Source organism: Cryobacterium glucosi (assembly GCF_004402235.1).
Taxonomy (GTDB): Bacteria; Actinomycetota; Actinomycetes; order Actinomycetales; family Microbacteriaceae; genus Cryobacterium; species Cryobacterium glucosi.
In genome coordinates this window covers 315879-337846 of record NZ_SOFS01000012.1, presented here as the reverse complement: position 1 = coordinate 337846, position 21968 = coordinate 315879, and the positions used below count along the sequence as shown (strand labels likewise).

Below are 21968 nucleotides of genomic sequence, written 5' to 3'. Positions count from 1 at the left end.
ACGAGGTGTGAGATGACGGAAACGACGACACCGCCACCGAACGCGCCGCTGCCCGCCGCTTCCCTCCGACGCCTCGTTCCGCGGATCTTCTCCCGCGCCCAGCCGGTCGGCGCCGTGGACACCCTGCTGCGGACCGTGCGGATGCACCACCCGAAGGTCGACCTGTCGATCATCGAGCGCGCGTATACCGCAGCGGAACGCGCCCACGAGGGTCAGGTGCGCCGCAGCGGAGAACCGTACATCACCCATCCGGTCGCCGTCGCCCAGATTCTCGCAGACCTCGGCATCGGCCCGAAGACCGTTGCCGCCGCCCTGCTGCACGACACCGTCGAAGACACCGAGTACACCCTCGACCAGTTGCGCGCCGACTTCGGCGACGAGATCGCGATGCTCGTCGACGGCGTGACGAAGCTCGACAAGGTCAAGTACGGCGACAGCACCCAGGCCGAGACCGTTCGCAAGATGATCGTCGCGATGTCCAAGGACATCCGGGTACTGATCATCAAGCTCGCAGACCGGCTCCACAACGCGCGCACCTGGGGATTCGTTCCCGCAGAGTCCGCGGTGCGCAAGGCGACGGAGACGCTCGAGATCTACGCCCCGCTCGCGCACCGCCTCGGGATCCAGACCATCAAGTGGGAGCTCGAAGACCTGTCCTTCGCGGTCCTGTATCCGAAGCTCTACGCCGAGATCGAAAGCCTCGTCAAGCAGCGCACCCCGCAGCGCGAGGAGTTCGTGCAGCACGTCATCGACGCGATCGTCGAAGACCTCAAGGCCGCGCGCATCCGCGGCAAGGTCGCGGGACGGCCCAAGCAGTACTACTCGATCTACCAGAAGATGGTCGTGCGGGGACGCGAATTCGACGAGATCTACGACCTCGTCGGCATCCGTGTCCTCGTGAACTCGGTTCGGGACTGCTACGCCGTGCTCGGTGCGATCCACGCCCGCTGGACGCCGCTGCCCGGCCGGTTCAAGGACTACATCGCCACACCCAAATTCAACCTCTACCAGTCCCTGCATACGACGGTGCTCGGCCCGAGCGGTCGCGCCGTCGAGATCCAGATCCGCACCCAGGAGATGCACCAGCGTGCCGAGTTCGGCGTCGCATCGCACTGGAAGTACAAGGAACAGACCACGGGCAAGAGCTCGGGGCCCGGCCCGCAGAGCGACACCGACATGGCCTGGCTCGCGCACATCTCCGACTGGCAGGCCGAGACCGCGGACCCCGGCGAGTTCCTGGACTCGCTGCGCTACGAAATCGGCGCCAAAGAGGTTTACGTCTTCACCCCGAAGGGCCGGGTGATCGGCCTGCCGACGGGAGCGACCCCCGTCGACTTCGCTTACGCCGTGCACACGGAGGTCGGCCACCGCACCATGGGTGCCAAGGTCAACGGGCGGCTGGTGCCCCTCGAGAGCCCATTGGTCACCGGGGACGTCGTCGAGGTCTTCACCTCGAAGAACCCGGACTCGGGGCCGAGCAAGGACTGGCTCAACTTCGTCAAGAGCCCGAGGGCCCGCAACAAGATCCGGCAGTGGTTCACCAAGGAACGCCGCGACGAGGCCATCGAACAGGGCAGGGACGCCATCGCCCGCGCGATGCGCAAGCAGAACCTTCCCCTGCAGAAGCTGATGAACCAGGACTCCTTCGCCGAGGTCGCAGCGGTGATGAAGTACGAGGACGTCTCCGCGCTCTACGCCGCCGTCGGCGAGGGGCACATCAGCACGCAGTCGGTGCTCGAGAAGGTCGTCGCGACCCTGCAGAGCGTCGAGGAGAGCGATGCGACCGATCTGCCGTTCGCGCCGAACGGACGCACCCAGACGCTGCGCAACAGCGACTCCGGGATCCTCGTCCGCGGTGCCCCGGACATCCTGGTCAAACTCGCCCGTTGCTGTACCCCGGTTCCGGGAGACAAGGTCGTCGGGTTCATCACTCGCGGCGCCGGAGTCTCCGTGCACCAGGCATCCTGTCGCAATGTGCAGTCGCTGCTCAAGGAGCCGGAGCGGATGATCGAGGTCGACTGGGCCCCCACGTCGAAGAGCCTGTTCCTGGTCCAGATCCAGATCGAGGCCCTCGACCGCTCAGGACTTTTGTCGGACGTGACCAGGGTGCTCTCCGAACATCACGTCAACATCCTCTCCGCGACCGTGCACACCTCGAGCGATCGGCTGGCGATCAGCCGTTTCGTCTTCGAGATGGGTGACACGACCCACCTGGACCGGGTACTCAACGCCGTGCGTCGCATCGACGCCGTCTACGACGTCTACCGCGTCAACGACGGGTAGGCTCTCCGAGCGCCTGCATGGCCGTTTCCGCGGCGTCGAGCTGAACGAGCGCCCTGTGGGTGTACGGGAGGCGGTCGATGGCGCAGGTGCGCCTCGCCGCCGAGGTGTCCGGGTGGCCGGCCAGGCGGAGCAGTGCACCGATCAGGGCTGACGGGGCGGGAGACTCCGGGGGAGGCCAGCGCGCGAGGTCGAGTGCGGTGCGCAGCGGCCGGGTGACGAGAAGGCCGCCCGGCAGGATACCGTCCCTGCGCACGGTGCGGGCGCCGACGCGGATCGTGTTCTCGAGGTCACAGGCGACCTCGCGGACGCCGAAACGCGGTGACGGCGGGAAGTACGCCCGCGCCGTGATGGGCACGCAGAACTGGTGGCGCCCCGGCTCGGGAGCGAGGCCGTAGATCCACGCGGCGGTCAGCCGTTCCGCGATCGCCTTGGCCGGCACCAGGAGGGCGAGGGACCGCGCCCGTTGGTCCCGGTCTTCCGCGAGGTCCACCGGGCTCCAGAAGTCGCCGACGCGGAACAGCTCTCCGTCCAGGCACAGGCTCGAGAGCTCCGCGAGGGGGAGATCGCGCGGGGAAAGGACGTCGGGGAGTCGGATGGGCACCTGGACAGGGTGCGCCCCGGGAGTACACGAAAGCGACGGGGCTCCGGCATCTGTGGACAGCTGCCGGAGCCCCGTCGCTTGTGGACGGACTCCGCGGGTTGCGGCCTACTGGCCGATGGCCTTCAGCCACGCCTTGCGGGCCTCGAGCGCCTCGCGGGCTTCCGTGATCGCGCGGGCATCGGTTCCTGCCTCTGCGGTCGCGAGTTCGGCCTCGAGCTTGGCGATCGCGTCGTGCAGCTGGCCGGCGAGGCCCTCCGTACGCGCTTTGGTCTCCGGGTTGTTCCGCACCCAGTGATCGTCATCGAGCTTGCGGACGGCCGCTTCGACCTTGCGCATGCGATCTTCGACGACCTTGACGGAGTCGCGGGGAACCTTGCCGATCGCGTCCCAGCGGCGCTGCACGGAGCTGAGCGCGGTGCGGGCCTTGGTGCGGTCGGTTTCGGTGAGGAGCGCTTCGGCCTCGGTGAGGAGCGCGAGCTTCTCGACGAGGTTCCCAGCGAATTCCTCGTCGTCCTGGGCGTCGATCTCAGACTTGACGGAGTACAGCACGTCGCCGGCGGCCTTGAACTTCGCCCACATGGCGTCGTCCTGCTTCTTGCCGCTGCGGCCGGCGAGCTTCCACTCGTCGAGCAGCGTGCGATAGGCGGGGATCCCGTCTGCGCCCTTCGGCGCGAGGGCCTCCGCCTGCTCGATGAGCTGCTGCTTGCGGTTGCGGACGTCCTTGTGCGCCGTGTCGAGCTCGGCGAAGAACGCCTTACGGTTCTGCTCGATGGTCGTGCGTGCAGCGCGGAAACGCTTCCAGAGCTCGTTGGCCTCACCCTTGGGGATGCGAGGGGCATCGTGCTGGTGCGCCTGCCACTTGGCGAACAGTGCGTCGAGGGCTGCGCTTGTCTGCTTCCACTGCGTCTTGGCCGGGTCTTCTGCTGCGAGCGCCTCGGCCTCCTCGACGATCGCGGCGCGTTCGGCGACGGCGGCCACTGCGGCGGCCTTCGATTCGGCACCCTGCTGCTCCGTGAGTTCGCTGACGGCGCCGCCGAGGGCGCCGAGACGCTCCACGAGGGCCGCGAGGTTGCCGACGGCGTTGGCGGTCGCAACGGTCTTCGCGAGGTGCGAGACCGATTTTGCGATGTCCGCAGCCGGTGCGCCGCCCTTGGCGCGCTGTTCCAGAAGGGTGACCTGTCCGTTGAGTTCGACGTACTTGCGCTCGAAGTAGGCCAGGGCCTCCTCCGGCGTCGCGTCAGGATACTGGCCAACCGCGCGTTCGCCCGACGCTTCGCGCACGAAAACCGTGCCGGATTCGTCTACGCGACCCCATGGTTGCTGATCTGTCGTAGTCAAGAGTCTCACCTTAGATGTCGATGTGTGTGTGCCCACACTGGGCCAATACCCGGTCAAGCCTATTGCAAGGCCCGGACGGCTGGAACTACTGGACGCTGAAGGCGCTGATTAACGTGGTGACCTTGGGGGCGCCGTCCGTCGAACCGTCTGCGACTCCGGCGTCCGTGATCTGCGCCTTCACCTGGTCGAGCCCGCTCGTGACATGGCCGATCACCGTGTAGCCGCCTGCGGCATCCGCCGGGATGGTCGAGTCTTCGTAGAGGATGAAGAACTGGCTGCCCTGACTGTACCCATTGGCGCTCTGGCGTGCCATCGCGATCGATCCCGCCGGGTAGACGTTGTCTGCCGGCGCGTTCTCGACGGGCCCATAGCTGTATCCGGGGCCGCCTGAGCCGTCGCCTGCCGGGTCGCCGCACTGGAGCACGTAGATGCCCGAGGTCGTCAGGCGGTGGCAGGTCAGGTCGGAGTAGAAGTCGGACTGGACGAGGCTGATCGTGGACGAGACCGCCTGCGGGGCCGCCGCGCCGTCGAGTTCGATCCCGAGGTTGATGCCGTTGAGGCCGAGGGTGCCCGTCCAGGTGCGGCCCTCGGCGAGCGTGCTCGGAGGGACGGTTCCGGTGTTCGCGCCGGCCGCAGCGGTCGGGGTCGCCGACGGTGTGGCCGTGGGTGCTGCCGTTGCGGAGGAGCTCGGCGCCGGGGTGCCGGGACCGCCGTTGAAGAAGTAGACCTGGGCGACGACGGCGAGCACGGCGACGACGAGGACGGCGATGCCTGCCACGATGTTGTCCCTGCGGCGGCGGGACTGCTGGTGTTCGTGAACAGCCCGGCGGGCCTGGTATGCGCGAACCCGGATGCGGGCCTCGCGCTCGTCGCGATCCTGCTTCTTGTTCGCTGCCACGGCTGTCCTCCGGGAATCCGCGCGGACTCGTTCCGCAACCAGCTTGAACTCTACAACGAGAGGACCGCAGCTCGGACGCCGGTGTCAGCGGTGCGAACTACGCTTGAGGCATGGTCGATGGACAACCCGGACTGCGCAGCGGCGCAACACCCCTCGCGGTACGGATGCGCCCGACGACCCTCGCTGAAGTCGCCGGCCAACGGCACCTTCTCACCCCAGGTTCGCCCCTGGTCAGCCTGGCCAGTGACAAGTCGGGGGAGCGCGGCGCGGTTTCGGTGATTCTCTGGGGTCCGCCGGGCACCGGGAAGACGACCCTCGCCCAGGCGATCGCGCACAGCTCCGGCCGTCGTTTCGTCGAACTCTCCGCCGTGTCCGCCGGCGTGCGCGACGTCCGGCAGGTGATGGAGGAGGCGCGCACGAGCCGCGACCTCTACGGACTGTCGACCGTGCTCTTCCTCGACGAGATCCACCGGTTCAGCAAGGCCCAGCAGGACGCACTGCTGCCCGGGGTCGAAAACGGGGTCATCATCCTCGTCGCCGCGACGACCGAGAATCCCTCTTTCTCCGTGATCGCGCCCTTGCTGTCCCGGTCCCTCCTGCTCACCCTCGAAACGCTCAGCGACGAGGACCTCGGGGTCGTCATCGACAGGGCCGTGACGGATGCCCGGGGTCTCGCCGATCGCTTCGTGCTGGAACCGGACGCCCGTGCCACGATCATCAGGCTTGCCTCCGGCGACGCCCGCCGTGCGCTCACGGCGCTCGAGGCGGCATCCGTCTCTGCATTGTCAGGGACGTCAGCATCGGGCACCGTGAACGATGACGATGACGATGACGGTGTCGATCCCGAAGCGCCGGAGCCGGACCTTCGACCGGTCATCACGAGCGACACAGTCGCCCTCGCCGTCGACAGGGCGCTGCTGCGCTACGACCGCAACGGCGACGAACACTACGACGTGATCAGTGCCTTCATCAAGTCGGTACGCGGATCGGATGTCGACGCATCCCTGCACTACCTCGCGAGGATGATCGAGGCGGGGGAAGACCCGCGGTTCATCGCGCGCCGCATCATCGTCCTCGCCTCGGAGGACATCGGCATGGCGGACCCCCAGTCCCTCGTGATCGCGGTCGCCGCAGCCGACGCCGTGCAGCTGATCGGGATGCCGGAAGGGCGGATCCCGCTCGCCCAGGCCGTCGTGCACCTCGCGACCGCACCCAAGTCCAACGCCGCGTACATGGCGCTCGACGCGGCGATCGCTGATGTCCGCGCCGGCAAAACCGGCCGGGTGCCGAAGCACCTGCGCGATGCCCACTATGCCGGCGCCAAACGACTCGGGCACGGCAAGGGCTATCGCTACCCGCACGACGACACCGTCGGAGTCGTGCAGCAGCAGTATCCGCCGGACGAACTCAAGGCGGTCCGCTACTACCAACCCACCGAACACGGCAACGAACGCGAAGTCTCGGCACGCCTCGGCAAGCTGCGCCGGATCATCCGCGGCGACTGACGGCGGGCGCGCGCGACAGGGCCGAATGCACTCCCGCGCCCCGTCCCGCACCGGCACGGCCGCCGGGGTCCGGTGTGGTATTCTTTTCAGGCCTACAACTGGCATCGGTATGCGGCTGCGTCCGATTCCAGGTTGGAGAGGGAGCCCTGTAGCCGGGCACCCCGTGGCACACCCCTCTGATCTCCCATGACGCCTGCTCACGTGCGGGCGCCCTGGATTCCACCTTTTCTGTTGCTCGTTCCATTGAAAGGACACCGTGTCTACCAAGTCACGTACCCGCAGTAAGACCCGCCTGTCGCGGGCCCTGGGCATCGCCCTGACCCCGAAGGCCGCCCGCTACCTCGAGAAGCGTCCGTACGCTCCGGGCGAGCACGGTCGCACCAAGCGCAAGACCGATTCCGACTATGCCGTGCGTCTCCGCGAAAAGCAGCGCTTAAGGGCCCAGTACGGCATCCGCGAAGCCCAGCTCAAGATCGCCTTCGAAGAAGCTCGTCGCGCCCAGGGCCTGACCGGTGAAAACCTGGTCGAGATCCTCGAGACCCGCCTCGACGCACTCCTCGTTCGCGCGGCAATCGCCCGCACGACAGCTCAGGCCCGCCAGATGGTCGTGCACCGTCACATCCTCGTCGACGGCCAGCTCGTCGACCGCCCATCCTTCCGCGTGAAGCCGGGCCAGCTCATCCACGTCAAGGCTCGCAGCGAGGGCATGGAACCGTTCCAGGTCGCCGCTGCCGGCGGACACGTCGACGTGCTCCCGAAGCTCCCGCCGTACCTCGAGGTCGAGATCGACAAGCTGCAGGCCCGCCTCGTGCGTCGCCCGAAGCGCATTGAAATCCCCGTGACGTGTGAAGTCCAGCTCGTCGTCGAGTACTACGCAGCCCGCTAGGTTCCCCTGCCCGTTGTCAGACGGCATCTGAACTACGCTGGAGAGCGGATCACCCCCTACGGGGTGGTCCGCTTCGTGCGTTAACCGGTGCAGCACGCCGGGTGCCAATGCATGCCCCTCTCGGAATGGATGGAGTCACCAGTGTCAGGTGGAGATATCGCGGGCCTCGCCGCCGCCGTCGTGTTTGCCGTTCTCGTCGGGCTCCTCGCGGTCCCGCTGCTGAAGCTCGGCCGGGTGTTCGATGAGACGACCCTGGCCATCCATGAGCTGAGCCAGAACGTCACGCCGCTCCTCTCCGAAACCACGACGACCCTGCAGGAAACCAACAAACAGCTGGCCAGGGTCGACACGATCACTGGAAACGTCGCGGACGTGACGGGCAATGTCTCGGCACTCGTCGCACTGTTCGCCGCGACCGTCGGCGGACCGCTCATCAAACTCGCAGGCTTCTCCGCCGCCGTCAGGGCGGGTTTCCGCGCCGCATCCCCGACGCGCGCAGGCCGTCGGCGCGGGTAGTCGGCTACGCTGGAAAGAGGCTGGTCGAGTCCGGGATACGCCGGCCGCACCACACGCGCGGCCATCGCGCATTTCTTATCAGGGTCTCCACACCGTTCAGGGAGCATTTGTCATGAAGAATTTCATCTGGTTGGTCATCGGGGTCGGCATCGGATTCTTGATCGCGCATGAAGCCAACAACACCCGTCAGGGCAAGCTGTTCTTCAGTGACCTCGACACCAAGGCCCGCGAGTTCGGCGAGGCCATCTCCGATGGCTACCGCAAGCGCGAAGCCGAGCTGCGCGACGCGCTCGGCGACGTCGCCGACGCCGGAACGGACGCGCTCGGCGGAACGACCCGCCCCTGAGCCCGCTCAGCCCTCGCTACTTTTTCGCCTATTCATTTTCAACGAACTACGGAACCCATGCAGACTGCTGAAATTCGCGGGCGCTGGCTCGACTTCTTTGCCGACCGCGGACACACCGTCGTACCGTCGGCGTCACTCGTCAGCGACGACCCCACCCTCCTGTTCACCGTCGCCGGGATGGTGCCCTTTGTGCCCTATCTGACCGGCCTCGTCCCCGCGCCGTATCCCCGTGCGACGAGTGTGCAGAAATGCATCAGGACCAACGACATCGAAGAGGTGGGTAAGACACCCCGCCACGGCACGTTCTTCCAGATGAACGGCAACTTCTCCTTCGGGGACTACTTCAAGGAACAGGCCATCGGCTACGCCTGGGAGCTCCTGACGACGTCGGAGGCCGACGGCGGCTACGGATTCCAGGAGAAGGACCTCTGGGTCACCGTCTACCAGGACGACGACGAGGCGTTCCGCTACTGGCGCGCCCTCGGCCTGCCGGAGGACCGCATCCAGCGCCTCGGAATGGACAGCAACTACTGGTCTACCGGCCAGCCGGGCCCAGCGGGCCCCTGCTCCGAGATCTTCTTCGACCGCGGCCCCGCGTACGGTGCCGACGGCGGCCCGGCGACGGACGACGACCGGTACGTCGAAATCTGGAACCTCGTCTTCATGCAGTACCTCAGAGGCGAGGGGACCGGCAAGAACGACTTCGTCATCCTCGGCGACCTCCCGAAGAAGAACATCGACACCGGCATGGGTCTCGAACGTGTCGCCTTCCTCAAGCAGGGCGTCGAGAACATGTACGAGATCGACCAGGTCCGTCCGGTCCTCGACCTCGCTGCCGCCCTCTCCGGACGCCGCTACGGCGCCGTGCACGACGACGACGTACGCATGCGCATCGTCGCAGACCACGTGCGGTCCTCGCTCATGCTGATGAGCGACGGCGTCACGCCGTCCAACGAGGGTCGCGGCTACATCCTCCGGCGGCTGATGCGCCGCACGGTACGCGCCATGCGCCTGCTCGGCGTGGACGTCGCGACCTTCCCCGAACTGTTCCCCGCCGCGCGGGACGCCATGATGAGCGCGTATCCCGAGGTCCACGGCGACTACGCCAGGATCAGCCAGGGCGCATACGCCGAGGAGGAGACCTTCCTCCGCACCCTCGCGAGCGGCAGCACGGTCCTCGACGTCGCGGTCGCGAAGACGATCAAGGCGAAGAAGACCGAACTGCCGGGGGACACCGCGTTCCTGCTGCACGACACCTACGGGTTCCCGATCGAGATCACCCTCGAGATGGCGGAAGAAGCCGGGCTGAGCGTCAACCGGTCGGCATTCGACGCCCTGATGGCCAAGCAGCGCTCGATGGCGAAGGCGGACGCGAAGGCCAAGAAGACCCACCTCGCCGACCTCTCCGTCTACAGTGCCTTCCGTGCGTCAGGCGAGACGGTGTTCACCGGATACGAGGAGCTGCAGACCGAGTCCAGCGTGCTCGGGATCATCGTGGACGGCGCATCCGTCACGAAGGCTGTCGCGGGCGAAATCGCCGAAGTGATCCTCGCCGAGACCGCGCTCTACGCCGAGTCCGGCGGCCAGGAGGCCGACGCCGGCCTCATCGTCGGCCGCGGCTACGAGCTCGAGGTCCTCGACGTTCAGAAGCCCGTCAAGGGCCTGATCAGCCACAAGGTGCACGTCACTAGCGGTGAGGTCGGCGTGGGAGACCCTGCGACGAGCGTCGTCGATCCCGACTGGCGACGCGGCGCCCGGCAGGCGCACTCCGGAACCCACGTGCTGCACGCGGCACTGCGCCAGGTCCTCGGCCCGAACGCGCACCAGTCCGGCTCGTACAACAAGGCCGGATTCTTCCGTCTCGACTTCTCCTGGAACCAGGCGCTCTCTGCCGCGACCCGCAGCGAGATCGAGGAGATCTCCAACAACGCGATCCGCGACAACCTGCCCGTCGTCACCCGTGAGCTTCCCCTCGCCGAGGCGAAGGCACTCGGGGCCATGGCGCTCTTCAGCGAGAAGTACGGCGACCGGGTTCGCGTCGTCGACATCGGCGGACCCTGGTCACGGGAACTCTGCGCGGGAACCCACGTGGGTTCGAGCGCCGAGATCGGAATGATCAACCTCGTCAGCGAGGCCTCGGTCGGGTCCACGAACCGCCGCGTCGAGTCCCTCGTCGGCCTCGAGGCCTTCCGGGACCTCGCCGCTGAGCGGGCGATCGTCTCCCAGCTGACCGCGAACCTCAAGACTCCCAAGGAACAACTGCCCGAACGCATCGGCGAGCTGCTCACGAGCCTCAAGGCCGCGGAGAAGAAGATCGCGGCTTTCGAGGCGAAAGCGCTGACCGAGCGCGTCCCCGCACTCGTCGCGACCGCCCAGCGCGCAGGGGCAGTACGCCTTGTCGCCGAGAACCTCGGCACCCTGCACTCTCCCGATGAGGTGCGGATGCTGGTCACGGCAACCCGGGCGCAGCTCGGCTCCGACCCTGCGGTGGTCGCGCTTGCGGCCGTCGTCGACGACAAACCAGTCATCATCGTGGCCACCAACGCTGCAGCGCGGGAGACGGGCCAGCGCGCCGGGGCCCTCGCGAAGCTCGTCGCCGGCATCCTCGGCGGCGGGGGCGGCGGCAAGGACGACCTCGCCCAGGGCGGCGGAACCGACGTCGACAAGATCGCGAGCGCCCTCGTCGCCGTCCGCACCACGATCGCGGGCTGAAGAATGCGGCATGGCGTGCGGGTCGGAGTCGATGTCGGCAAGGCCAGGATCGGTCTCGCGATGAGTGACCCGCACGGCATGCTCGCGACCCCGGTCGAAACCGTTCCCCGGGACGGGAACGGCGTCACCGATGTCGCCCGCATCATCGCCGTCGTCCAGAATCTCGGCGCAATGGAGGTCATCGTCGGCCTCCCGCTCGCCCTGTCCGGAAACCACACCGCGTCGACACAGGACGCCGTCGGCTTTGCGGAGGTGCTCGCCCTGGCCGTTCCCGTTCCCGTGCGCCTCGTCGACGAACGGCTCTCGACCGTCGCCGCCCAGGGAGTCCTCCGCACGGCAGGCCGGAAGGCGAAGACACAGCGCCCGGTCATTGACCAGGTAGCGGCCACCATCATCCTCCAGCATGCTCTCGACACCGAACGCGGTCTCGGGCATCCGCCAGGTTCTGCCGTTGTGCCGGCCGTTCCCGCCACGCCACCGTCGCCAGCCGCCCCGATCGAAGGGTCCTGATCGTGTCCCACCCACCGCTCGACCCCCGGGACGACCCGGCAGGCCGGAACTCAGCGGCGCCCCACGCGCACGGTACTCCTCCGACTCCTGCTCCCGGCGAGGAAACCCCGGTCAATCCCTGGGCATCTTTGCTGGCTCCGCACGCCGGGACGACGGCGTCCGGCGAGCCGGGCCACGCAGGGGCCCCCGCCGACGGCGGTGACTTCCCCACCCGCCGGTCGCTCCGCACGACCGCCCAGGCTCCGTCGACCTCACGATCGAGCCGTCGCTCCCAACTCGGCTCCGAGCCACCGCGACCGCCCAAGCGGCGTCGCAAGGGCGCGTGGGGCTGTCTGATCGCCCTCGTCGTGCTGGTGGCGCTCGTGGCGGGGGCCTTCTTCGCCCTGCAGGGCCCGATCTCCCAGCTCCAGGCGACCCTCGCTGGTCCCGCCGACTACTCCGGGTCTGGCGAGACGAAGGTCGTGGTCATGATCCATGACGGTGAGACCGGATCGGACGTGGCGAACACGCTGGTGGCCCAGGACGTCGTCAAGAGCTACGACGCCTTCTACAAGCTGCTGCTGAAGGTCACCCCCGCTCCGGTCTTCCAGCCAGGCGCGTACCAGCTCATGACGAAGATGAGCGCGAGCGCCGCGCTCACCGCACTTCAGGACCCTGCAAGCAAGCTCGAACAGACCGTCGTGATCCCGGAAGGAACGGCGGAGGCGGACATCCTCCAACTGGTCAGCGAGGGGACGAACCTCCCGCTCGCCGACCTCCAGGCGGCGTCCACCGATGTCGCGGCCTTCGGCCTTCCGGCAGAGGCCACGACCCTCGAGGGCTTCCTGTTCCCCGCGACGTACACCTTCGCTCCGGGCATCACCGCGAAGGACGCGCTCAAGACCCTCGTTGACCGCCAGTTCCAGGCCCTCGACTCCGCAGGGGTCGCGCCCGCCGACCGGTGGAAGACCATCGTGCTCGCCGCACTCATCCAGCGGGAGGCCGGCCTCGCCGCCGACTACCCCAAGGTCGCCCGGGTGTTCCTCAACCGGCTCGACCCGGCTCAGTGGGAGAGCGGGCTGCTGCAGTCCGACGCGACGGTGGCATACGGCACCGGCCACACGAACGTCGTCACGACGACGGATGCCGAACGCGCCGACGCGGGCAACGCATACAACACCTATGTCCACCCCGGACTCCCGGTCGGCCCGATCTCGAACCCGGGGGACCTCGCGATCAACGCAGCCCTGCACCCCGCAGACGGGACCTGGCTGTATTTCGTGACCTGGAACCTCGACACCGGCGAGACCATCTTCTCGACGACCGCAGCCGAACACGAAGCCGGTGTCGCCCAATGGCAGGCCTGGATGAAGGACCACCCCGAATATGGTTGAGCGCACGACACCCCCGCTTCCTGAGCGCGAGAACCACGGAAAGCCTGTGGAAGGATAGTGGGCATGCTTCGTTGGCTCACCGCAGGAGAGTCCCACGGCCCCGAACTCATCGCCATTGTCGAGGGTTTGCCCGCAGGGATCCCGGTCACACTCGATTCGATCCGCCTCGATCTCGCGCGCCGCAAACTCGGCTACGGCCGGGGCGCCCGGATGACGTTCGAGCAGGACGATCTCACCATTTCCGGCGGTGTCCGGCACGGGTTCACCCTCGGCGGGCCCGTCGCGCTGCGGATCGGCAACACCGAGTGGCCGAAGTGGTCAGAGGTCATGAGCGCTGACCCCGTCGAGACGGCGCCGGGCGAAGCCCAGAGCACCCGCGGCCGCGGCGCCCCGCTCACCCGGCCCAGGCCGGGTCACGCCGACCTCGTCGGCATGCAGAAGTACGGCTTCGACGAAGCCAGGCCCGTCCTCGAACGGGCCAGTGCTCGCGAGACCGCCGCACGGGTGGCCCTCGGTGCCGTCGCACGGTCGTTCCTCGCCGAGCTCGGCATCCGCCTGGTCAGCCATACCCTGTCGATCGGGCCCGTGCGCGTGCCCGAAGACGCTCCGCTGCCCCACCCGGACGACGTCGGGATGCTCGACGCCGACCCGCTGCGCTGCTTCGACGCGGCGACCAGCGCGCTGATGGTGGCCGAGGTCGACCAGGCTCACAAGGACGGAGACACCCTCGGCGGTGTCGTCGAGGTGCTGGCATACGACCTGCCGCCCGGTCTCGGTTCGTTCGTGCACTGGGACCGGCGACTGGACTCCCAGCTCGCGGCGGCCCTGATGGGCATCCAGGCGATCAAGGGCGTCGAGGTCGGGGACGGCTTCCTCACCACGACCCGCCGCGGTTCGCACGCGCACGATGAGCTCGTGCAGTCCGACGGCCGCATCCAGCGGGTCAGCGACCGCGCAGGCGGTACGGAGGGCGGCATGAGCACGGGAACCGTGCTGCGGGTGCGGGCAGGCATGAAGCCGATCGCGACGATCCCCCGGGCACTGCGCACCGTCGACGTCACGACGAGCGAGGCGGCCCCCGCCCACCACCAGCGGTCGGATGTCTGCGCCGTTCCTGCCGCAGGCGTCGTCGCCGAGGCCATGGTCGCGCTCGTTCTCGCCAACTCGGTGCTGGAGAAGTTCGGCGGAGACTCGATCGACGAGACCAGGCGGAACCTGGAGTCCTACCTCGCACACATCCCCGGCAACCTCAAGACGGGCGCGTCGAGCGACGCCTCGCTGTGATCCCGGCGGCACTGTGACAGCGGACCTGCCCGCCGTGCCGGAACCGGCAGGGGACGGTGACCTCCCGGACTTCCCGCTCGTGCTGATCGGGCCGATGGCCGCCGGAAAGACCAGGGTCGGCAAGCGGGTGGCGCGGGTGCTCGGCGTTCCGTTCGTGGACACCGACGCGCTCGTGGTCTCCGGACACGGGTCCATCGCGAACCTCTTCAGCCGGTACGGCGAAGGACACTTCCGCGCGCTGGAACGGATCGCCGTCGGCCAGGCCCTCGCCACCAGGGCCGTCGTCTCCCTCGGTGGGGGAGCGGTGCTCGATCCGGGTACCCGCGCCGACCTCGCCCGGTGCCGGGTCGTCTACCTGAGCGTGACGGAGCAGGCCGTCGCCGGCCGGATCAAGGGCGGCAAACGACCGCTGCTTGCTGGCGGGCTCTCCGACTGGATCCGCATCTACGAACTTCGCCGCCCGCTCTACGAAGAGCTTGCCGGTCTCCACATCGACACCTCGAATCGCCAGATGGACTCCATCGCCGACGATGTCGTGGCCTGGACCCAGAGAGGGCAGAACACGCATGACTGACGTTCACAACACCACCGAGACCACCGAGACCACCGGGACCACCGGGACGACCGTCATCACGGTGTCCGGAACCGACAGCTACCCGGTCATCATCGGCAGGGGACTGCTCTCCGAGGTCGCGGAACAGCTCGGCCCGAAGGTCGGCAAGGTGCTCATCGTGCACACCTCCACGCTCGGCGCGCGCGCCGCCGCCCTCCGCGAGGGCCTGCTCGCGCACTACGAGGTGCTCATCGCCGAGGTCCCGGATGCCGAGGCCGCCAAGCGGGTCGAGGTCGCCGCGTTCTGCTGGCAGGTGATGGGCCAGGCCGACTTCAGCCGGACGGACGCCGTGATCGGCTTCGGCGGCGGAGCCGCGACCGACCTCGCCGGTTTCGTCGCGGCGACCTGGCTGCGCGGCGTTCGCCTCGTCCAGCTCCCGACGAGCGTGCTCGGCATGGTCGACGCCGCCGTCGGCGGCAAGAACGGCATCAACACCGCCGAAGGCAAGAACCTGGTCGGCACCTTCTACGCACCCGCCGCCGTGATCTGCGACCTCGACACCCTCGACGACCTGCCCCGCAACGAGATCCTCGCCGGTTTCGCCGAGATCGTGAAGGCAGGCTTCATCCAGGTGCCCGAGATCCTCGACATCGTCGAAGCGGATGTCGCGGCCGTGACCGACCCGAAGACGCCGCAGTTCCGCCGCGTTCTCGAACTCGCGATCGAGATGAAGGCCCGCGTCGTCGGCGCTGACTTCAAGGAATCCGGCCTGCGCGAGATCCTCAACTACGGGCACACCCTCGGCCACGCCGTCGAGCACGCCGAACGGTACGGCTGGCGGCACGGCGCCGCGGTCTCTGTGGGCATGATGTTCGCCGCGGAGCTCGCCCGGCTGAGCGGACGGCTGTCCGACGAGGCGGCCGACCGGCACCGCAGCATCCTCGAATCGCTCACCCTGCCGACCAGCTACCCGGTCGGCCGCTGGAACACCCTGCTTGCGACGATGCAACGCGACAAGAAGACCCGCAGCGGAATGCTGCGTTTCATCGTTCTCGACGACATCGGCAAGCCGACGGTGCTCGAGGGCCCCGACACGTCGCTGCTCTTCGCCGCGTACCAGGAAATCGGCTCCTAGCGTCGTCGTCGAGGAATGGGTCCTAGAATGATGCCCTGAGCGGGCAGCGACCCGGTCGCCGACCAGAGTCGATCGGAGGACAGACAGTGAACCAGTGGACCGTGGGGTCGACAGGCGAACCCGTTCGGGATGTCGTGCTGAAACTGGCCAGGGCGCACGAGTCCGCATTCGGCTCGGCATTCGGTGCCGGAGCAGGTGCGGGGCCGGCCCGCCTCTTTCCGCGCTTCGGCGCGGAAGCCCACGCCGATTCGACCAGTCACGCGGATGCCCGCGGCGGAGTCCGCAGGCTCGTCCAGGAATCCTGGGAACGGTCCCTGTCACTGCAGATCGATCCCGCCCGCCCGGCACCCGAGCCGGAACTGTCGTCCGACGCGCTCAGGGAGCTGCGCGACCGGCATCCGCTCTCCGCGGTGCTTCCTGTCGTCCAGAACCTCCTGATCCGGCATTCGCTCGAGTCCGGTCTCATCGTCGCCATCGGAGACGAGTCGGGCAGGCTGCTCTGGATCGACGGCGACCGCACCGTGCGGCGCCAGGCGGAAGGCATGCTGTTCGTCGAGGGAGCCGACTGGTCGGAACGCCGGGTCGGGACGAGTGCCCCTGGGACGGCGCTCGCGCTCGATCACGGAATCCAGATCCAGCGGGCGGAGCACTTCAACCGGCTGGCGCACTCGTGGAGCTGCACGGCCGTGCCCATCCACGACCCCGATTCCGGCGTCATCCTGGGCGTCATCGACGTCACGGGAGGGGACGACGCCGTAGGTCCGCAGACCCTTCCGCTCGTCGAGGCCGCGGCCTGGGCGATGGAGGCCGAACTGCGCATCCAGCGGCTCCGCGATCGAAACGACAACGGACCAGGGCACGGAGGCCCGCGCGATCGCGCGATCGTGCGTGTCGCCGGATTCACGCAGGCGCCGCCGCCCACGACCCAGAGACGCCCGACGAATGCGCGGGTGTCCGTGCTCGGGCGCGACACCGGGTTCCTCGAGAACGGCCTCGGGTCCTTCGAACTGAGTCCGCGGCACGCCGAGATCCTGACCCTGCTCGCCTGGTACCGGGACGGCCTCACCGCCGACCGGCTGTCCCAGCTGCTGAGCGACCAGTCGAACTCCGTCGACAACCTGCGCGCGGAGATGGTTCGCTTGCGGAAGGTCCTCGACGGGACGGCCCCGCCCATCTCGATCGCCTCCCGGCCGTACCGTCTCGGTTCGCCGGTCGAGCTGGATGCGCAACGCGTGCTCGCCCTACTCGAACGTGGCGCCCACCGGGTGGCGCTCGGCACCTACCGCGGGCCGCTGCTGCCCGCCTCCGTCGCCCCCGGCATCGTCGAGATCCGCTCGGAGATCAGTTCCCGGCTGCGGCAGGCGCTGCTGAGCGACGCGAGCCCCGACCTGCTCCTCGAGTACGCCCGCAGCGACGAGGCGGCCTGGGACGAGGAGGTCTGGCGCGCGTGCCTGGAACTGCTGCCGCCCCGGTCGCCGAAACGGGCATCCGTCGTCGCTCGCCTCGCGAAGATCGAGGCGGACCTCGCCGAAACCGGCGCCCCGGGTGGCGGGCGCAACCTCCCGCAACCCTGACGCAACGGTCCCTCCGCGTACGCTCGGGCCAGGTCCGCAGCAGGCGGACCCCACCGACAACGTCGTCGACGAGGAGAGAAATGACCGTCTATGCCAACCCCGGGACCCCGGGCGCCAAAGTCACCTTCAAGCCCCGCTATGAGAACTGGATCAACGGGGGCTGGGTCAAGCCCGTCAAGGGCCAGTACTTCGAAGACATCTCTCCGGTGAACGGGAAGCCGTTCGCCGAGGTCGCCCGCGGAACGGCGGAGGACATCGAACTCGCGCTCGACGCCGCCCACCGGGCCGCGCCGGCCTGGGGCAAGACGACGGCGACGGAACGCGCCGCCGTGCTCAACAAGATCGCCGACGTCATCGACGCGAACAAGGAACTGCTCGCCGTCGCAGAGACCTGGGACAACGGCAAGCCGATCCGCGAACCGCTGAACGCCGACCTGCCGCTCGCGAGCGACCACTTCCGCTACTTCGCTGCTGCGATCCGCTCGCAGGACGGCGACCACGCCGAACTCGACAACGACACCGTCTCGTACCAGTTCCACGAGCCGCTCGGCGTCGTCGGCCAGATCATCCCGTGGAACTTCCCCATCCTGATGGCCGTCTGGAAGCTCGCCCCCGCCCTCGCGGCAGGGAACGCGATCGTGATGAAGCCGGCGGAGCAGACCCCGGTGTCGATCATGGTGCTGATCGAACTGATCGGCGACATCCTGCCGCCCGGCGTGCTCAACATCGTCAACGGGTTCGGCCTCGAGGCGGGCAAGCCGCTTGCGTCCTCCCCGCGGATCCGCAAGATCGCGTTCACGGGCGAGACCACGACGGGCCGCCTCATCCTGCAGTACGCGAGCGCCAACATCATCCCTGCCACGGTCGAACTCGGCGGCAAGAGCGCGAACATCTTCTTCAGCGACGTCGCTCAGGAGCAGGACAGCTTCTACGACAAGGCCCAGGAAGGTTTTGTGCTCTTCGCCTTCAACCAGGGCGAGGTCTGCACGGCACCGAGCCGGGCGCTCCTGCAGAAGCCGATCTACGAGAGCTTCCTCGGCAGCGCCATTGAGCGCACCCGCAAGGCGATCCAGGGCAACCCGCTCGACACCGACACCCAGGTCGGGGCCCAGGCGAGCAACGACCAGCTCGAGAAGATCCTGTCCTACATCGACATCGGCAAGCAGGAGGGCGCCCGTCTCGCCCTCGGCGGTGAGCGTGTCGACCTCGGCGGTGACCTGAGCGGCGGCTATTACGTGCAGCCGACCATCTTCGAGGGCAACAACAAGATGCGCATCTTCCAGGAGGAGATCTTCGGGCCGGTCCTCGCGGTCACGAGCTTCTCCGACTACGAGGACGCCATCTCGATCGCCAACGACAACCTCTACGGGCTCGGCGCGGGCGTCTGGTCCCGGAACGGCAACGTGGCATACCGGGCAGGGCGCGACATCCACGCCGGCCGGGTGTGGGTGAACAACTACCACCACTACCCTGCCGGCGCCGCGTTCGGCGGGTACAAGAGCTCTGGCATCGGCCGCGAGAACAACAAGCTCGCCCTCGGGCACTACCAGCAGACCAAGAACCTGCTCGTGTCCTACTCGGAGAAGCCCCTCGGCTTCTTCTAAACGGCATCGTGCCGAAGGGGGCCGCCGGTATCGACCGGTGGCCCCTTTCGGCCGTCCCGCAGCTCGACTACCGTTGGTGCACATCCCGCCCGATGACCATCGAGCGTGAATCGAACGATGAAAGGCCAGGCAATGTCGCCAGCAGCGCCCTCAACAACCACGGTCATCGCCTCCGTCACGGTTCCGGGGGAGACCACGCCGCGCGTCGAGTTCACGCCGGCCGCCGTCGACACCCTGCGCGAGCTCTGGGCCGAGTTCGGACCGCTGATGTTCCACCAGTCGGGCGGATGCTGCGACGGCAGTTCGCCGATGTGTTTCCCGGCCGGGGAGTTCATCACCTCGGACCGCGACGTGCTGCTGGGCCGGCTCGACATCGCGCCGGCCGGTGAAACGGCCCAGACCGTCGACTTCTGGATGTCGGCGGAACAGTTCGAATACTGGAGCCACACGTTCCTGACGGTCGACCTCGTCCCCGGCCGGGGCAGCGGCTTCTCCCTCGAGGCTCCGCGCGGCGTGCGTTTCCTGATCCGGTCCCGCCTGATGGAAAGCTTCGGCTGAGGGCTCGTTCGGGAAGGTCGTGCCCATCCCCGGTCGTTCGTGACTCGCGACAGGGGGTGGCCGAACCTGCGGAGTGCCCGTTGGCCCGCCTTTGGCTCTCAGCCTCCGGGCAACTACACTCGTTTGAGGCCGATTCGGCCGCGCACCTTCCTAACTGAACTGAATGAACGGAAACGCTTTCCATGGCATCAACCGCCGATATCCGAAATGGCGTCGTCCTCAACATGGACGGCCAGCTTTGGGCCGTCACCGACTTCCAGCACGTCAAGCCGGGCAAGGGCGGCGCTTTCGTTCGCACCAAACTGAAGAACGTCGTCACGGGCAAGACCGTCGACCGCACCTTCAACGCCGGAGCCAAGATCGAGACCGAGAACGTCGACCGCCAGGACTTCCAGTACCTGTACGCGGACGGCGACTCCTACGTCTTCATGGACGTCTCCGACTTCGACCAGCTCACCGTCTCCAACGTCGTCGTCGGCGAGGCCTCGAACTTCCTCCTTGAGAACCAGAACGTCACCATCGCCCTCCACAACGGCAACCCGCTGTATGTCGAGCTGCCGGCATCCGTCGTGCTCGAAATCACGTACACGGAACCCGGCCTGCAGGGCGACCGCTCCACCGGCGGCACCAAGCCCGCCACCGTGGAGACCGGGTTCCAGATCCAGGTCCCGCTGTTCCTCGAACAGGGCACCAAAGTCAAGGTCGACACCCGCACCGGTGACTACCTCGGCCGCGTCAACTAGTGAGCGCACGAACGAAGGCGCGTAAGCGCGCGCTCGACATCCTGTACGCCGCCGACGTGCGGCAGACCACGATCCCCGAATCGCTCGCCGCCGAGGCGCAGCGGGCCGCGAGCGAACCCGCGCGGATGGCCTCCTGGCTGTACGCGCGCGAGATCGTGGACGGCGTCGTCGATCACCGCGAGGAGATCGACGAACTCATCGAGACCTACTCGCAGGGCTGGACGCTCAAGCGGATGCCGGTCGTCGACCGTGCCATCCTGCGGATCGGGATCTGGGAGATCCTGTTCAACGATGCCGTTCCTCACGCCGTCGCGATCGATGAGGCCGTCGAGGCCGCGAAGATCCTGTCGACGGATGATTCGGCCGGGTTCGTCAACGGATTGCTCGGCAGGATCGCGCAGACGGCCCCGCCGGCGTCGGCTGCTCCCGCAGCACCCTAGGCTCGTCCGCACCGTCCCGTACCGTTCGTCCAGGGGAAGATCATGAGCAACGACAATCCAGAGCCGTTCCCGTCCTACCCGGACCAGTCCGGTCTGCCGGCGTCCCCCGAGCAGGGAACGCCGCATCAGGATTCGCTCCAGCCGTACCCGCAGCAGGACTACCGGCAGCAGGAGTACCCCCAGGTGCCCCGCACGAACACGCTCGCGATCGTCTCTCTCGTGTCCGCGTTCGTCGTGTCCCTCGTCGCCGTGATCACGGGGCACATCGCGCTCGGCCAGATCGCACGCCGCGGTGAACGGGGGCGCGGCCTCGCCATCGCGGGTCTTGTGATCGGCTACGTGGGACTGGCGTCCACGGCCGTCCTCATTGTCCTCTCGATCCTGTTCGCTGCGGCCTTCGGTCGGGTCTTCCTGAACATGGCCCAGCACGGCGGCTTCGGCGGGCCGGTCACCTCGGCGACGAGCGAACCGGACGCCTCGCAGGGCCTCCTGCCGAGTGGCACGCTCGGCGCGGCCCACTTCGACGATGGTTACGTGTCCGTCGGCACCGGCAGCCAGATCGTCGACGAGTACATCGACCCGATGTGCCCGTACTGCGCCCAGTTCGAGGCGACCAACGGAGCGCTGCTCGCGAGCCGCGTCGATGACGGCTCGATCACACTGCGCCTGCACGCGCTGACCTTCCTCGACCAGGCCTCCCAGGGCACGTACTACTCGAGCAGGGCATCCTCCGCGCTCACCTGCGTCGCAACACTCGCTCCGGACTCGACCCTCGACTACCTCGCGGCCCTGTTCGCGAACCAGCCGCAGGAGAACACCCAGGGCCTCACTGACGCTGAACTCGCTGCGCTTTCGCCGGCCGGTACGGACATCTCCGCCTGCATCGCGCAGGGCGACTACCAGATGTGGTCGGAGGCCAACACCGATGCCGCCCTCAACGGGCCCATCCCTGGAGCGGAGATCGATTCGATCCAGGGCACGCCGACCGTGCTCGTCGACGGGGCGCAGTACCCGGGCGGACTGACCGACAGCCGTGAGTTCGAGGCATTCCTCGACTCTGGCTCAGGATCCGGCCAGTCGACGACCGAGGGGTCGTCGGGCGCCTGAGC

At 67.9% G+C, this 21968-nt stretch carries 20 protein-coding genes; 17 read left to right on the top strand and 3 right to left on the bottom strand.

Annotation, left to right across the window (positions count from 1 at the left end):
* The first annotated feature begins 12 nt into the window (after positions 1-12).
* Positions 13-2283 carry a RelA/SpoT family protein gene (locus E3O46_RS04200; protein WP_134449452.1) on the top strand — a complete coding sequence of 757 codons (2271 nt, stop codon included), beginning with the start codon at positions 13-15 and terminating at the stop codon, positions 2281-2283.
* Here E3O46_RS04200 and E3O46_RS04195 read toward each other — a convergent pair.
* The 3 genes from E3O46_RS04195 to E3O46_RS04185 form a co-directional block, all read right to left on the bottom strand.
* The gene (locus E3O46_RS04195) at positions 2270-2884 is read right to left on the bottom strand and encodes a hypothetical protein (RefSeq protein ID WP_134561160.1); all 615 of its coding nucleotides are present in this window, start codon (positions 2882-2884) and stop codon (positions 2270-2272) included. The two genes, E3O46_RS04200 and E3O46_RS04195, sit on opposite strands and share 14 nt — an antisense overlap.
* 105 nt (positions 2885-2989) lie before the next feature.
* Positions 2990-4222: a DUF349 domain-containing protein gene (locus E3O46_RS04190; protein ID WP_134559867.1), complete on the bottom strand. Its 1233-nt coding sequence runs from the start codon at positions 4220-4222 to the stop codon at positions 2990-2992.
* Between the two features lie 85 nt (positions 4223-4307).
* A complete protein-coding gene (locus E3O46_RS04185; RefSeq protein ID WP_134449455.1) occupies positions 4308-5120 on the bottom strand; it encodes a peptidylprolyl isomerase in 813 nt (270 codons plus the stop codon).
* Positions 5121-5230: 110 nt separating this feature from the next.
* On the opposite strand from E3O46_RS04185, the gene E3O46_RS04180 reads away from it, so the two are divergent.
* From E3O46_RS04180 to E3O46_RS04105, 16 genes are all read left to right on the top strand, one after another.
* The gene (locus tag E3O46_RS04180) at positions 5231-6625 is read left to right on the top strand and encodes a replication-associated recombination protein A (RefSeq protein ID WP_134561159.1); all 1395 of its coding nucleotides are present in this window, start codon (positions 5231-5233) and stop codon (positions 6623-6625) included.
* A 256-nt stretch (positions 6626-6881) separates the two neighbouring features.
* Positions 6882-7511 carry a 30S ribosomal protein S4 gene (gene rpsD, locus E3O46_RS04175; RefSeq protein WP_134449457.1) on the top strand — a complete coding sequence of 210 codons (630 nt, stop codon included), beginning with the start codon at positions 6882-6884 and terminating at the stop codon, positions 7509-7511.
* 141 nt (positions 7512-7652) lie between these two features.
* A complete protein-coding gene (locus E3O46_RS04170; RefSeq protein WP_134449458.1) occupies positions 7653-8027 on the top strand; it encodes a DUF948 domain-containing protein in 375 nt (124 codons plus the stop codon).
* A 112-nt stretch (positions 8028-8139) separates the two neighbouring features.
* Positions 8140-8373 carry a hypothetical protein gene (locus E3O46_RS04165; protein WP_134449459.1) on the top strand — a complete coding sequence of 78 codons (234 nt, stop codon included), beginning with the start codon at positions 8140-8142 and terminating at the stop codon, positions 8371-8373.
* A gap of 57 nt (positions 8374-8430) precedes the next feature.
* Positions 8431-11085 (top strand): alanine--tRNA ligase, encoded by a 2655-nt coding sequence (gene alaS, locus E3O46_RS04160; protein ID WP_134561158.1) that lies wholly within the window; start codon positions 8431-8433, stop codon positions 11083-11085.
* 3 nt (positions 11086-11088) lie between these two features.
* Entirely contained in the window at positions 11089-11595 is a 507-nt protein-coding gene (gene ruvX, locus E3O46_RS04155; protein WP_174774631.1) for a Holliday junction resolvase RuvX, read from the top strand.
* 2 nt (positions 11596-11597) lie between these two features.
* Positions 11598-12968: an endolytic transglycosylase MltG gene (gene mltG / locus E3O46_RS04150; protein WP_241984959.1), complete on the top strand. Its 1371-nt coding sequence runs from the start codon at positions 11598-11600 to the stop codon at positions 12966-12968.
* A 63-nt stretch (positions 12969-13031) separates the two neighbouring features.
* On the top strand, positions 13032-14252 hold the full coding sequence (gene aroC / locus E3O46_RS04145; protein WP_134449463.1) for a chorismate synthase: 1221 nt from the start codon (positions 13032-13034) through the stop codon (positions 14250-14252).
* A gap of 13 nt (positions 14253-14265) precedes the next feature.
* Positions 14266-14826, top strand: coding sequence for a shikimate kinase (locus E3O46_RS04140; RefSeq protein ID WP_322135774.1), 561 nt, complete (start codon positions 14266-14268; stop codon positions 14824-14826).
* On the top strand, positions 14819-15940 hold the full coding sequence (gene aroB, locus E3O46_RS04135) for a 3-dehydroquinate synthase (protein ID WP_134561157.1): 1122 nt from the start codon (positions 14819-14821) through the stop codon (positions 15938-15940). The genes E3O46_RS04140 and aroB overlap by 8 nt, the downstream gene beginning before the upstream one ends.
* Positions 15941-16026: 86 nt before the next feature.
* Positions 16027-17514 (top strand): GAF domain-containing protein, encoded by a 1488-nt coding sequence (locus tag E3O46_RS04130; protein ID WP_174774632.1) that lies wholly within the window; start codon positions 16027-16029, stop codon positions 17512-17514.
* 80 nt (positions 17515-17594) lie between these two features.
* Positions 17595-19118, top strand: a complete 1524-nt coding sequence (gene exaC, locus E3O46_RS04125; protein ID WP_134449465.1) for an acetaldehyde dehydrogenase ExaC — start codon at positions 17595-17597, stop codon at positions 19116-19118.
* 132 nt (positions 19119-19250) lie between these two features.
* Positions 19251-19676 carry a DUF779 domain-containing protein gene (locus E3O46_RS04120; RefSeq protein WP_134561156.1) on the top strand — a complete coding sequence of 142 codons (426 nt, stop codon included), beginning with the start codon at positions 19251-19253 and terminating at the stop codon, positions 19674-19676.
* Positions 19677-19858: 182 nt separating this feature from the next.
* On the top strand, positions 19859-20419 hold the full coding sequence (gene efp, locus E3O46_RS04115) for an elongation factor P (protein ID WP_134449467.1): 561 nt from the start codon (positions 19859-19861) through the stop codon (positions 20417-20419).
* Entirely contained in the window at positions 20419-20859 is a 441-nt protein-coding gene (gene nusB / locus E3O46_RS04110) for a transcription antitermination factor NusB (RefSeq protein WP_134559877.1), read from the top strand. The genes efp and nusB overlap by 1 nt, the downstream gene beginning before the upstream one ends.
* Positions 20860-20901: 42 nt before the next feature.
* Positions 20902-21966 carry a thioredoxin domain-containing protein gene (locus E3O46_RS04105; RefSeq protein ID WP_134561155.1) on the top strand — a complete coding sequence of 355 codons (1065 nt, stop codon included), beginning with the start codon at positions 20902-20904 and terminating at the stop codon, positions 21964-21966.
* Positions 21967-21968 lie beyond the last annotated feature (2 nt).

Excerpts from the sequence above, each read along its gene's own strand:
- E3O46_RS04200 (WP_134449452.1), top strand. The coding sequence starts at position 13 with ATGACGGAAACGACGACACCGCCACCGAACGCGCCGCTGCCCGCCGCT.
- E3O46_RS04180 (WP_134561159.1), top strand. The coding sequence starts at position 5,231 with ATGGTCGATGGACAACCCGGACTGCGCAGCGGCGCAACACCCCTCGCG.
- E3O46_RS04165 (WP_134449459.1), top strand. The coding sequence starts at position 8,140 with ATGAAGAATTTCATCTGGTTGGTCATCGGGGTCGGCATCGGATTCTTG.
- alaS (WP_134561158.1), top strand. The coding sequence starts at position 8,431 with ATGCAGACTGCTGAAATTCGCGGGCGCTGGCTCGACTTCTTTGCCGAC.
- ruvX (WP_174774631.1), top strand. The coding sequence starts at position 11,089 with ATGCGGCATGGCGTGCGGGTCGGAGTCGATGTCGGCAAGGCCAGGATC.
- aroC (WP_134449463.1), top strand. The coding sequence starts at position 13,032 with ATGCTTCGTTGGCTCACCGCAGGAGAGTCCCACGGCCCCGAACTCATC.
- aroB (WP_134561157.1), top strand. The coding sequence starts at position 14,819 with ATGACTGACGTTCACAACACCACCGAGACCACCGAGACCACCGGGACC.
- exaC (WP_134449465.1), top strand. The coding sequence starts at position 17,595 with ATGACCGTCTATGCCAACCCCGGGACCCCGGGCGCCAAAGTCACCTTC.
- E3O46_RS04120 (WP_134561156.1), top strand. The coding sequence starts at position 19,251 with ATGTCGCCAGCAGCGCCCTCAACAACCACGGTCATCGCCTCCGTCACG.
- efp (WP_134449467.1), top strand. The coding sequence starts at position 19,859 with ATGGCATCAACCGCCGATATCCGAAATGGCGTCGTCCTCAACATGGAC.
- E3O46_RS04105 (WP_134561155.1), top strand. The coding sequence starts at position 20,902 with ATGAGCAACGACAATCCAGAGCCGTTCCCGTCCTACCCGGACCAGTCC.